13 protein-coding genes are annotated in these 12,509 nt (G+C 65.3%); 8 read left to right on the forward strand and 5 right to left on the reverse strand.

All coding sequences use genetic code 11. From position 1 onward, the window contains the following. Positions 1-3: 3 nt before the first annotated feature. The gene (locus AC6RIC_RS02100; RefSeq protein ID WP_499734900.1) at positions 4-882 is read right to left on the reverse strand and encodes a LysR family transcriptional regulator; all 879 of its coding nucleotides are present in this window, start codon (positions 880-882) and stop codon (positions 4-6) included. 132 nt (positions 883-1,014) lie between these two features. On the opposite strand from AC6RIC_RS02100, the gene AC6RIC_RS02105 reads away from it, so the two are divergent. From AC6RIC_RS02105 to AC6RIC_RS02140, 8 genes are all read left to right on the forward strand, one after another. Further along, entirely contained in the window at positions 1,015-2,223 is a 1,209-nt protein-coding gene (locus AC6RIC_RS02105; RefSeq protein ID WP_499734901.1) for a pyridoxal-phosphate dependent enzyme, read from the forward strand. Beyond that, complete coding sequence (locus AC6RIC_RS02110) at positions 2,220-3,059, forward strand: transporter substrate-binding domain-containing protein (RefSeq protein WP_499734902.1); 840 nt, start codon at positions 2,220-2,222, stop codon at positions 3,057-3,059. Before AC6RIC_RS02105 ends, AC6RIC_RS02110 begins: the two co-directional genes overlap by 4 nt. Before the next feature lie 73 nt (positions 3,060-3,132). After that, positions 3,133-3,795: an amino acid ABC transporter permease gene (locus AC6RIC_RS02115; RefSeq protein WP_499734903.1), complete on the forward strand. Its 663-nt coding sequence runs from the start codon at positions 3,133-3,135 to the stop codon at positions 3,793-3,795. Positions 3,796-3,805: 10 nt separating this feature from the next. After that, the gene (locus AC6RIC_RS02120; protein ID WP_499734904.1) at positions 3,806-4,522 is read left to right on the forward strand and encodes an amino acid ABC transporter permease; all 717 of its coding nucleotides are present in this window, start codon (positions 3,806-3,808) and stop codon (positions 4,520-4,522) included. 39 nt (positions 4,523-4,561) lie between these two features. Beyond that, complete coding sequence (gene argH, locus AC6RIC_RS02125; RefSeq protein ID WP_499734905.1) at positions 4,562-6,061, forward strand: argininosuccinate lyase; 1,500 nt, start codon at positions 4,562-4,564, stop codon at positions 6,059-6,061. Further along, positions 6,058-6,822: an amino acid ABC transporter ATP-binding protein gene (locus AC6RIC_RS02130; protein WP_499734906.1), complete on the forward strand. Its 765-nt coding sequence runs from the start codon at positions 6,058-6,060 to the stop codon at positions 6,820-6,822. The genes argH and AC6RIC_RS02130 overlap by 4 nt, the downstream gene beginning before the upstream one ends. Further along, complete coding sequence (locus tag AC6RIC_RS02135; protein WP_499734907.1) at positions 6,815-8,140, forward strand: NAD(P)/FAD-dependent oxidoreductase; 1,326 nt, start codon at positions 6,815-6,817, stop codon at positions 8,138-8,140. Before AC6RIC_RS02130 ends, AC6RIC_RS02135 begins: the two co-directional genes overlap by 8 nt. A gap of 12 nt (positions 8,141-8,152) precedes the next feature. Then, positions 8,153-8,845 carry an SDR family NAD(P)-dependent oxidoreductase gene (locus AC6RIC_RS02140; protein WP_499734908.1) on the forward strand — a complete coding sequence of 231 codons (693 nt, stop codon included), beginning with the start codon at positions 8,153-8,155 and terminating at the stop codon, positions 8,843-8,845. A gap of 235 nt (positions 8,846-9,080) precedes the next feature. On the opposite strand, the gene AC6RIC_RS02145 is transcribed toward AC6RIC_RS02140, so the two are convergent. From AC6RIC_RS02145 to AC6RIC_RS02160, 4 genes are all read right to left on the reverse strand, one after another. Further along, entirely contained in the window at positions 9,081-10,247 is a 1,167-nt protein-coding gene (locus AC6RIC_RS02145) for a mandelate racemase/muconate lactonizing enzyme family protein (RefSeq protein ID WP_499734909.1), read from the reverse strand. 87 nt (positions 10,248-10,334) lie between these two features. Then, complete coding sequence (locus tag AC6RIC_RS02150; protein WP_499734910.1) at positions 10,335-11,099, reverse strand: amino acid ABC transporter ATP-binding protein; 765 nt, start codon at positions 11,097-11,099, stop codon at positions 10,335-10,337. Next, a complete protein-coding gene (locus AC6RIC_RS02155; RefSeq protein WP_499734911.1) occupies positions 11,089-11,754 on the reverse strand; it encodes a GntR family transcriptional regulator in 666 nt (221 codons plus the stop codon). The genes AC6RIC_RS02150 and AC6RIC_RS02155 overlap by 11 nt, the downstream gene beginning before the upstream one ends. 34 nt (positions 11,755-11,788) lie before the next feature. Next, entirely contained in the window at positions 11,789-12,487 is a 699-nt protein-coding gene (locus AC6RIC_RS02160; protein WP_499734912.1) for an amino acid ABC transporter permease, read from the reverse strand. Positions 12,488-12,509: the final 22 nt, after the last annotated feature.

The following is a 12,509-nucleotide window of genomic DNA, read 5'->3' on the forward strand; positions in this document are numbered from 1 at the left end:
CAACTATCTACCGTTGCTAGCGCTCTTTCGACCCTCGACCAGCGGGCGCTGATAGGCGGCGAGTTCCTCCCGGACCACCGATAAGAAGCCCCCAACCAATGGATCCTCGCGATTGCGGCTCGGGAACATCGCGTGCCCGTGGAACATCACCTGCGGTCGGAAGGGCCTGAAGACGATCTCGGCGTGGCGGTAGTCGTCGGCTGCGATGGGGTTGACGAGCCCCAGGCCGAGGCCTTGCTCCACGAGAGCGCAAATCGCCGCACTGAAAGGCGTCTCCAAGGTCATCTGGCGGCGCACCCCGGCATCATCAAAAACCCGGTCGACACGCGTTCGCGCACCATCCTCCAGGGAGAGCGAAATGAATGCCTCACCATCGAGATCGCTCGCTTCGATGGTATCGTGCGAAGCCAGTCGATGGGACGGAGGCAAGGCGCAGACACCAGGCACAGCGTAGAGCGGTTGATGCTCGACCTGCGGAATGTCGATGACGTTGGCGACGAAGCCGATGTCGCAATAGGACGAGGACATCCAGCGCGTCACCGTGCCGTCATTGCCCATCTGCAGCGAGATGATGGCGCGCGGAAAGCGCTCCTTGAACTTGCGGATGCAGCGCGGGATGAACCCAAGCGCCATCACGGGCATGGCGGCGATGCGCAGCCGCCCCGTCCCGAAGGCGCGGATGTCGCGCGCCGCAGAGGTCAGGTTTTCAAGGCCGGTGAAGCTGCGCTCGACCTCCCGGTAGAAGGCGAGACCCTCCGGCGTCGGTCGCAACCGGCCGGCCCGACGCTCGAACAATCTGAGGTCGATCTCCATCTCCAGCTCGCCAATCAGACGGCTGATGCTGGGCTGCGACGTCCGCAACTCCTGCGCCGCCGCCGTCATCGAGCCCCGCAAGATGATGGTTCGGAAGGCATCGACATGCCGAAGGTTCACGCTGACCTCATATCACGGGTGAATAGAAGGCTCAAAAACTGAGATTTGACCAGATAGCTGGCGGTCGCAATACTTTTGTCCATGTCCAGCGCGCCCCCCATCGCAGCGACGACTGTTCCGAGCGGGATGATCTGCCTGCGCTGCGACGCTGCTTGGCCTGTCGAGACCTACGCCGCTGGGTGCCCCCGCTGTGCCAGCGAGGGCCACGCCTCGAACCTGAAGCTCACTTATGACGGCCAGAGCGGGGAGATGCGCCTGCCCGAGGCGCTGGCGCTCGGCGAAGGGGGGACCCCCTGCATCGAACTGCCGACCTTGGCACAGGCGATGAAGGTTGGCCGACTGACGGCGAAGCTGGAATGGTGCAACCCGACCGGCTCACACAAGGACCGGATGAGCGCCCGGCTCATCGCTCGCGCCCTATCCTGCGACGTTCCGCTCGTCGTGGCCGCGTCGAGTGGCAATGGCGGCGTGTCGATCGCGGCGTATGCCGCCCATGCCGGGCTGCCCACAGAGATCGCCATTACGGCAGCACTCGCGCCGTCCTATCGCCGCGCCATGGCGGCCCATGGTGCGCGACTGGTCGAGGCGCCTGACAGCCTGGCGCGCTGGGACCATCTGGCGCGCCGCGTCGCCGAAGGGGCCTTCGCCGCCACCAATTACCGACTGCCGGCAATCGGTACCGACCCATTCGGGATTGAGGGCTACAAGACACTCGCGGCCGAACTCGCCGGCTCCGAGCCTCCCGATGTCGTCATCGTGCCGAGTTCGCGCGGCGATCTTCTCTCCGGTCTTCGGCTAGGTTTCGAGGAGATCGGCGGTGGCATGCCCCGGTTGATCGCCGTCGAGCCCTTTCCCCGGCTCGCCCGCGTGATGGCCGGCGAGGACTATCGCTCGCGGTTCGAGGGGCATACCGCCCAGGTTTCGACCGCGGGCGAGACAGTGACCTTTCAGGCGCTCGCCGCCCTGCGAGCGACCAGCGGGCTCTCGGTTCCCGTCGACGACACGGCGGCCCGCCAGGCACAGGCGGCTCTGGCGGGCTGTGGTCTCCACGCCGAACTCTCCGCTGCCGCGGGGCTGGCCGCCGTCCAGGCCATGGCCTGCGACGGATGTCTCGCCGGGCGCCACGTCACCCTGGTGTTGACAGGCTCCGGCCTCCGCGACCCCGGCGCTCACGATCTGGCTCCACGGCCTCACGCGAACGAGCGGCCTCACGCCGCCGCACCGCCGGCAATGCCCGGCTTTCTGCCACCGAGAACCGAAACATCGGTCCAACAGAGGGACAACGGATGACCAAGACCATCTCCGCCGGCCGCATGGCCCTGTCGGCGCTCGCCAGCCTCGGCTTTGCTTTTCATGCCGAGGCTCAGAGCCTGCCTCCACTCCCCGAAGCGATCAAATCCGCCGGCCTGCTGAAGGCCGGCGTTCGCTGCGACCAGCCGCCTTATGGGTACAAGGACGAAACCGGCAAGTTCGCCGGAGTCGAGACCGACATGGCGATTCAGATCGCGACCTGGGCCTTCGGCTCGGCCGACAAGATCGAACTGACCTGCGTCACCGCGGAAAACCGGATTCCGCAGCTCAACGGCAAGAAGGTCGATCTGCTTATCGCCACGCTGGGCGTGACCCCCGAGCGCGCCCGCGTCGTGGACTTCTCCAAGCCCTATCGCTGGGGCGGTTCGGACATGCTCGTCGCCAAGGACAGCCCGATCAAGAAGCTCGACGACGTCACCGGCAAGACCGTGATCATGCTCAAGGGCTCGACCCAGGCGAAATGGTTCGAGGACACCATGCCGAAGGTCGAGAGCCTGCGGCTCAACACAGCCTCTGACGCTCTCCAGTCGCTCAAGCAGGGTCGCGGCGACGCCTACACCCATGACGCGGCAACGCTGATTGTCATCGCCGCCAAGGACCCATCGCTGCGCCTCGTCGGTGAACCCTTCGCCGTCTCGGATGCTGCGGTGGGCGTCCGCAAGAACGAGGCGGCCTGGCTGGCCTATGTCGATGCTGCGCTCGACCGCATGAAAGCCGAGGGCCTGTATACGAAATGGGTTGAGAAATGGGTTCCGGCGGATATCCGACCCTTCTACACCGACGCCTTCACCAAGCCGAAGCCGACGGCGCGCTGATCAGCGCTCTTCTTGTGTCCGGAGGTGAAAGACCGCCTCCGGCTCCTCTCTCGACCTAGGGGCCGGCGCGACCATGGAATTCGACCTCGGTTATTTGGCAGCCCAGTGGCCGGCGCTGATGCGCGGCTTGTGGTTGACCATTCAGGTCAGTGCGCTGTCGATCGTGCTGTCGATCGCGGTGGGGCTCTGTGGCGCGGCTGTTCGCGTCCTGCAAGTGCCGGTGCTCGACAAGGTCGTCGTCGGCTATGTCGAGTTCATCCGCAACACCCCGCTGCTCGCACAGCTCTTCTTCATCTTCTACGGGCTGCCGGGGCTGGGATTGAAGCTCTCGCTGTTCTGGTCGGGCGTGCTGAGCCTGACGCTCTGGGCCGGTGCGTATCAGATCGAGAACATTCGTGGCGGGCTGGAGACGGTCGGCAAGGGGTTGCGCGAGGCGGCCTTCTCACTCGGTCTATCGCCCTGGCGTTTCTTCCGGCTGGTCGCCGCGCCGATGGCGGTCCGCGTCGGGCTGCCGTCGATGCTCAACACCTCGATCTCCCTCCTCAAGAACTCCTCCTATCTCCAGGCGATCGGGCTTGCGGAACTGACCTTTGTCGCGATCGACCGGATCTCGATGGATTTCCGAACGATCGAGATGTTCGCCGCGATCTGCGTGATCTATCTCACGCTCGTCCTCACGCTCTCCTTCTTCGCCAGCCGGCTCGAATACCGGCTGAACACGCCGTTCCGGACCTGAGGGCGGGGCGATGGAACTCCTGATCAAGAACCTGCCCTTCATCCTTCAGGGCATCGGGATGACGCTGTCGCTGGCGCTAGCGACGCTGTTCTTCTCGACCCTCATCGCCTTCGTTCTGGGCACGCTGGCAACCCTGCGCTTCGCCTGGCTGCGGGTTGCGGTGAAGGTCTATGTCGAGCTGTTTCGCGACATCCCTCTGATCGTGAACATCTTCTTCGTGTTCTTCGTCGCGCCGCTCTTCGGGCTCGAACTGTCGCCCTTCGCGGCGGTCACGGTCGGTCTCTCGCTCTGGGGCAGCGCCAACGGCACCGAGATCGTCAGGGCCGGGTTCAATGCCGTGCCCCGGCACCAGTGGCAGAGCGCGGCTGCGCTCGGTTTGAAGCCTTACGAGGTCTATCTATTCGTCGCCGGCCCGCAGGCGCTGCGCTCGATCCTGCCGCCCTTCGTCGGCCTACTGACGCTGCTCGTGCAGGCGACCTCGCTGGGCGCGCTCGTGGGGGTGACCGAGTTCTTCAAGGTCGGCCAGATCATCGTCGAGCGGACCACGATGATGGAAGGCTGGAACCCGGCCTTCACCGTCTATGGCGCGGTGCTGCTGATCTACTTCGTCATCTGCTCGACGCTGAGCTGGTTCGGCCGCTGGCTCGAACGGCGCCTCAAGGCCGACCGGAGCCGCGTCGCGCCGGGCGCGCGGGTCGTCGAGCAGCCCATCGCACAGCTTCCCTGATCCCCGATCGCTTTCCTCGCCTCGCCAAAGGACTTCACCATGGAATCCAAAGTCAGCCGTCGCCTGACCGAAAAGGTCGCTCAGGAGGTCTGCGATCACATCTACGCGCCACGCCTCGCCCGCGATTTCAAGGCGGTCTTCGGCCATATGAGCGACCTCAACCAGGCCCATGTGCTCATGCTCGCGCGGTGCGGATTGATCTCGCCGCAGGCGGCGAAGGCGCTGGCGGGCGGGCTCCTACAGATGGAAGCCGAGGGCCCCGACGTCGTCGAACTCGACCCGCAGCGGGAAGATTCCTACTTCAACTACGAGGCCCATCTCATCAAGCTGATCGGCACCGATGCCGGCGGCCGGATGCACATCGCCCGCAGCCGCAACGATCTCAGCGCCGGGCTCGACCGCATGAGGGCGCGGGACCTGCTGCTCGATGCCAGCCAGGCGCTGCTCTCCGTCGAGGAGCATGCGCTGGACGGCGCCTTCCGCTTCCGCGATGCGGTGATGCCGGGCTACACCCATCTGCAGCCGGCGCAGCCCGTGACCTACGGCTTCTTCCTGGCCGGCGTCGCGCAATCGCTGGAGCGCGACTTCGGCCGCCTCTCCGATGCCTGGGCTCGCACGAATATCAGCCCGCTCGGCGCCGGCGCGCTCGCCGGCACGACCTTCGCCATCGATCGCCACGCGATCGCGGCCTCTCTCGGCTTCGAGGGCCTCGTCGAGAACACGCTCGACGCAGTGGCGACGCGCGATTTCGGCCTGGAAATCCTGAACGGTCTCTCGCAGATCGCAATCGGCTGGAGCCGCGTCGCGCAGGACTATCACGTGCTGGTCAGCCACGAGTTCCAGACGGTCGAATTCCCCGACCGCGTCACCGGCACCTCCAGCATCATGCCGCAGAAGAAGAACCCGGTGGTCCTCGAACATCTCAAGGGCAAGACCGGGCATCTGCTCGGCCTTTACGTCGCCTCGGCGACGGCGGTGAAGGGCACGCATTTCACCAACACAATCGACGCCAACCGCGAGGGCATGCGCGGCGTCTGGGAGGCGGGCGAGGAGGTGCTGCGCTGCCTCTCGCTGTTCGACCTGATCATCGCGACGGGCCGGCCCAACGCCGCCCTGATGAAGCGCCGCGTGACAGAGGATTTCGCCTCGGCCACCGATCTCGCCGACATCCTGGTACGCGATGCCGATTTGTCCTTCCGCGAGGCGCATCACATCGTCGGCGCCGTGGTGCGTGCAGCGATAGATTCAGGGCTCGCCGCCGACGGCATCACTACGCAGATGGTCGACGACGCGGCTCGCGACCAGCTCGGCCGGGCGATCGGGCTCGATGCCGATCTCGTCCGGCGCAGCCTCGACCCCACGGCCAGTGTCGCCGGCCGCACCTTGCCCGGCGGACCGGCGCCCGAAGCTGTGGCCCGCTCGGTCGAATCCGCGCAGGCGCGCCTCGAAGCGCGGCACGCGGCCTTGGCCGACAAGCGCAGCCGTTTGCAGAAGGCGCGCGAGACGCTGAAGCGCGATCTGGCCGAGCTGGCCGCATGAGCGCTGAGCCTTTGATCAGCCTGCGCGGGATCGGCAAGCGCTTCGGCAGCCATCAGGCGCTGCGCGGCATCGATCTCGACGTCGCGCCGGGCAGCGTGCTCGTGCTGATCGGCCCCAGCGGTTCGGGCAAGAGCACGCTGATCCGCTGCATCAACGGACTCGTCCGGCCTGACGAAGGCAGCCTGACCGTGGCCGGCAAGACGGTCGACATCCACAAGGAGAGCGCCTGGCAGGTGCTCCGGACCGAGATCGGCATGGTCTTCCAGGATTATGCGCTGTTTCCGCATCTCACGGTCCTGCGCAACATGACCCTGACGCCGCAGCGTCGGCGCAAGCTGCCCCGGGCCGAGGCCGAAGAACGGGCGCGGGCGCTTCTGGCCCAGGTCGGCCTCGCTCATAAGGCGGACGACTACCCCTCCGCGCTGTCGGGCGGGCAGCAGCAGCGCGTCGCCATTGTGCGCGCCCTGGCCATGCAGCCCAAGGCGATCCTCTTCGACGAGCCGACTTCGGCGCTCGACCCGGAGACCATCACCGGCGTGCTCGATGTGATGCGCGATCTCGCCCGGGAGGGCACGACCATGGTGGTGGTCACCCACGAGATGGGCTTCGCCCGCGAGGTCGCCGACCGCGTCGTCTTCATGGCGGACGGGCAGATCGTCGAGCAGGGCCCGCCGGGGCCGTTCTTCGCCAAACCTCGGCACGAGCGCACGCGCGCCTTCCTGTCCAATATCAGATCCTTCGGAGCGGCCGATCATGCCTGACGAAACCGCCGTTCTGGCGCCGAACTTCACCACCGATCCATACTGGTGGGACGCCGCGCCCCCGGCGACGGCCCGTGAGGCGCTGCCGGAAACGACCGATGTTCTGGTCGTGGGCTCGGGCTATTGCGGGCTGTCTGCGGCCGCGGAGCTGGCGCGCAATGGTGTCGACGTCACCGTCGTCGATGCCGAGGAACTCGGCGCCGGCGCGTCGACCCGTTCCGGCGGCATGGTCTCCAGCGGCCAGAAGCTCGTCATCGGTGGCGCGGTCAAAGGCGTCGATGCGGCTCGGATGGAGCGGCTGCTGGCGGATTCGATCTCGTCCTATGAGCATCTGAGAACGCTGATCGCCGAGAAGCAGCTCGATGCCGATCTCGGCGTCTTCGGGCGCTATTTCGGGGCACATGTCCCGCGCCATTACGACCGCCTGCGGCGGCATGGCGAACTCCTCGCCAAGCACACGGGCGTGACGGTTCACGAGATCCCGAAATCGCGCCAGCACGAGGTCACGCAGAGCGATTTCTACCATGGCGGCATCGTCATCGACGAGTATGGCGGGCTGCATCCGGCGAAGTATCACCGCGCGCTGCGGCGCCTCGCCACCGAGAGCGGGGCGCGGTTGCGCTCGCACGCGCCGGTGCTGAAGGTCGGGCCGCTCGCGAACGGTTTCCACAGCGTCGAGACCGGCCGCGGCACGATCCGGGCGCGGAACGTCTTCTTCGGCACCAATGGCTACACCGGCCGAGGCAATTCTGATCTTGGCAGGCGCATCGTCGGGGTGCGCAGCTACCAGATCGCGACCGAGCCGCTGCCGCCCGAACTGATGGCGCGGATCAATCCCGGCCGCCGCATGATCACCGACTCCAAGCGCGAACTGGTCTATTCGCGTCCGTCGCCGGACGGGACGCGCGTGCTGTTCGGTTGCCGGCCGGGCATGTTCGATCTGCCGGAGCGAGAGGCTGCGCCGCGTCTTCACGCGATGATGCTGAAGGTCTGGCCGCAGCTCGCCGGCTACCGGGTGACGCATTGCTGGAGCGGCAAGGTCGGCATGACCGCCGACAAGATCGCCCATATGGGCCGCCGCGACGGCATCGACTTCGCGATCGGCTGCAATGGCAACGGTGTCGCGCTGATGACCTATATCGGGCACCAGTCGGCTTTGAAGCTGCTCGGCCACCAGAACCAGCCGAGCGCCTTCGACAGCCCGGCCTTCCCTGGAATCCCCGTGCCCTTCTATGATGGGCGGCCCTGGTTCCTGCCGATCGTCAGCGGCTGGTATCACCTCCAGGACGCGATCGACCGCCGCATGGCCCGGCTTTGAAAGGCTGAAACGATGACGAAGGTCGCGATGATCTCCGGAGCCAGCCGCGGAATCGGCCGTGCGATCGCCGAGGAACTAGGGCGTCATGGCATCGCCTTGAGCCTCGCCATCCGCGATCCGGCGCTGAAGCCCGGAGAGGGGTTCGCGCCCGCGGGGATGATGAGCTTCGCCTACCAGGCGACCGATCCCGGCTCCGAGAACGCCTGGGTCGAGGCGACGATGGCGCGCTTCGGCCGGGTCGACATCCTCGTCAACGCGGCCGGCATCCTGCGCAACGTCTCGCTGGCCGATGGCACCGAAGAGGACCTCGATGCGATGCTCGCGGTCAATCTCAAGGCGCCGTTCAGGCTGATCCAGGCCGCGTTGCCGCATCTGCGGGCGAGCGGGCAGGGCCGAGTGGTCAATGTCGCCTCCCTCTCGGGCAAGCGCGTGCGCAACGGCAATGCCGGCTACCAGATGAGCAAGTTCGCGATGGTCGCCCTGTCGCATGCCGTGCGGCAGGCGGCCTTCGCTGATGGCGTGCGCTCGCTCGCGCTGTGTCCGGGCTACGTCGCGACTGATATGACGGCGCAGGCGCCGTTGCCGCAGGAGGAAATGACACGGCCTGAGGACTTGGCGCGGCTCGTCGCACTGATCGTCCAATTGCCGAACACGGCCTCGATCTCAGAACTGGCCGTCAACTGCGCCTATGAGGCGATGTTTTAGGTGCCGCTGATCCGCGGCGGCGCCAGCGACATCGCGCTAGGGCGCGGGAGCGTCTGCTCTTAGGCAAGGTAGCAATGTCGGCTATTGGCGCGCTCCACACTGATCAACGTGCCCGATTTTCGGTGCATACTACCAGATTGCTCGCGCAAATACTGTAACGCGAGCATGATTCTGATCTTGATGGTCTAGGTTGAAGGCCCGCCCTTTCGTTCGAACGAGCGGACCTCAATCAATGTCAGGCTGCTTCCTTGAAATCGAAGCAGCGGAAGGGGGCGATCGCGTCTTCCTCGATATGGGCGCCGAGCCCCGGATCGGTCGGAACCGCCAGGCGACCTTTCACGACGGATTTTTCGGGTGGGTTGGCGAGGACCTGAACATAGTCGTTCGCGTCGGGGAAATACGGATAGGTCTCCAGCGGCATTCCGATCGCCGAGGCTGCCCAGATCTGAACCGTAGCTGCAGTGCAGAGCGAGCTTGCGCAATTGTGCGGCGAGACGCGCGCGTTGTAGCTCTCGGCCATCGCCGCGATCTGAACGGCCTCGAAAATGCCCCCGCAATTGCCGACATCGGGCATAACGATATCGACGCCGCCAGTCTCCAGCAGATTGCGGAATCCCTGCCGCGTATACACGCGCTCGCCGGCGGCGATCGGGATCGGCCAGCGGCCGGCGAGATTGCGCAGCCCTTGTAGGTTGAAGGGGTCAACCGGCTCCTCGACCCAGGTCACGTCGAGCTCGGTGCAGACATCCATAAACCGGATCAGTTGGTCGTTATTGAGCCCGCCGCTGAGATCGAACATCAGGCCGATGTCGGGGCCCACAACCTTTCTGAGGTTGCGGATGCGATCGAGCGCGCGCTTGAACTCGTCGGTGCCCAGCGCGCGGCGCTGGACATGTCTGAGTGTACCGCCCTCCTGCCGTGTCGCCAGCGGATAGCATTTCAGGATGGTGTAGCCGTCCTTGAGCGGACGCTCGGCCGCCTTGGCCCATTCCATGGCGTCGTCATGCGCGCTGTTCCAGCCATTGGCATAGACCTCCAACGATGGCTCGAACTTCGCACCGAAGAGTTCGTAGACCGGCACGCCCAGAGATTTGGCCTTGATGTCCCATAGCGCCTGGTCGATCGCGCTCAGCGCGGCGAAGACGATCGCGCCGCCGCCCTTCGTCCAGAACGAATTGTCGTAGATATCGTGCCAGATGTTGCGCGGGTAGGTGGCATCGGCACCGACGACCTTGGGAGCGAGGTCGCTCAGCATCCCAGCCGCCGCATTGGCGCCGATGCCATAGGCCACCGCCGCTTCGCCATAGCCGCGGATGCCGTCCGTGGTCGACAGTTCCACGAGGACGGGATGTAAGCCCCCGCCGCGGATGTTGTAGACGCGCATATTGTCGATCTTGAGCAAGGGAATGTCCTTTCCGCTTAGGGCAAAGGGATTTCGACGACGCCTTGCCATGTGGCGCCGCGAACCTCTCGCCGAGCTGTGAAATCGTCAGTGGGTGAGGATGCGTTTCAGAAAGAGGGCGAGCCTTTCCGAGGACGGCGATTGGAAGAGCTGCTTCGGCGGACCGACCTCCGCGATGGCGCCCTGGTCCATGAACACCACCCGATCGGCGACCTTCTGCGCGAATCCCATCTCGTGGGTGACGCAGACCATGGTCATGCCGGAAGCGGCGAGCTCGATCATGGTGTCGAGCACTTCCGAGATCATCTCGGGGTCGAGCGCTGAGGTCGGCTCGTCGAAGAGCATGATGCGCGGCTGCATGCACAGAGCACGAGCGATGGCCGCTCGTTGCTGCTGCCCGCCTGAGAGCTGCGATGGATATTTCTGGGCGTGCTCGCCGATATGGACCCGGCGCAGATAGTCCATGCTGCGCTCCTCGGCATCCTTTCGCGAAAGCCCACGCGCTTCCATCGGCGCGAGCATGCAGTTCTCTTTAATGGTGAGGTGCGGGAACAGGTTGAAGGACTGGAAGACCATGCCGACTTCTCGGCGTACCTTAGACAAGGTCTTGGGAGCGAGTTCGACGCCCTCGACGGTGACGGAACCGCCCTGATGCTGCTCCAGCCCGTTGATGCAGCGGATCAGGGTCGATTTTCCGGAGCCCGAGGGCCCGCAGATGACGACCTTCTCTCCCTTGCCTACCGTCAGGGAGACGTCTTTCAGGACATGCATCGCCCCAAACCACTTGTTGAGGCCGTGAAGCGCGATGACCGGCTCCGGACTGACCGCCTGCCTTACGACTTCAGCCTGCATCGTTGGCCACCATCGCGAGCACGCGCTCGCCCTCGCTCAGGACATGATGCTCGCTGTGCTGCGCCGCCGCGGCCCCGTCGCCGGCGAGAACGGCGTCGACGATCGGAGCATGATGCGCGATCGCGACCGCCAGATTCGGTGCGGAGGCGTAGGTCGAGTTGATGAACAGGCGAACCTGCTGCTCGACCATTAGATACTGGTCGAGCAGCCGCCGGTTTGCCGACAGCTCGACGATCGTCCGGTGCAGCGAAAAATCGCGGTCCACGGCCTCCTCGACATTGCCTCGCTCGCAGGATGCGAAGAATGCATCGCGAACCCCGGCCAGTCGCGGCATTGCTTCATCCGTCATGCGCTCCGCGGCCAGCCTTGCCGCTAGGCGTTCGAGGCTGCTGCGCAGCGTGAAGATCTCCCACAGGTCCTGCCGGTCGATCGTCGCGACCGCCCAGCCCGTATAGGGGGTGAGGACCACCAGCCGGTCGCGGCTCAGCTGGTGTAGCGCCGTCCGAACCGTGCCGCGCGAAACGGCGAACTGGTCCGCCAGCGCCGCCTCAGTCAATCTTTCACCCGGCTTAAGATCGCCTGCGAGGATCGAGGCCTTGAGCGCCTCCGTCGCCAGCTGTTCGGCGGGTTGCCGCTTGAGTGCCGTCAGCGCCATCGTTGTTCCGCTTTCTTGAATCCGACCGGGAGAGTCATGCCGCGGCCAGATCATAGAGGCCGCGCCGGCCCTTAGCGAAACGGCGTTCGAGTGCGCGCTGGACGAAGCCATAGGCGATCGCCAGGAGCAGATACCAGATCGCAACCACCGCGATGACCTCGAAATACTTAAAGTTCGCGCTGAAGATATTCGTGCCGGTGGCGAAAATCTCCGGAATGGCGATTGTGAACAGGAGCGAGGTGTTCTTGATCAGATTTACTGCCTGATTGCCCGTCGGCGGGATCGCGATGCGGATCGCCTGCGGTAGGATGACCTTCATCATCATCGAGCGGTAGCTCAGGCTCAGCGCCTGCGCCGCCTCCCGCTGTCCGCGCTCCACTGACTGGATGCCGGAGCGCACGATCTCCGTCATATAGGCGCCCTCGTTGACGCCGAGCGCGATGATGCCGGCGGCATAGGCCGAAAGGTTGATCGCCCCGCCGGTGAGGGCCGGCAGGCCGTTGTACCAGAACACGATCTGGACCAGCAGCGGAATGCCGCGGACCGTCGTCACATAGCCCCGGACGATCCGCTGTAGCCACGGCACAGGAGAATTCAGGATGATGCCGCCCAGCGCTCCGATCAGGACACCGATCACCATGGCCGCCGCGGCCACGATGACGACGATCCCGATCGGCTCGAAGAACTTCGTCGAGAACAGCAAGCCCAGGAAGTAGTCCAGATCGAAGCGCATCAGCGTTCCTCAGCAGGTGCCG

The organism is Allobosea sp. TBD101 (assembly GCF_059817965.1).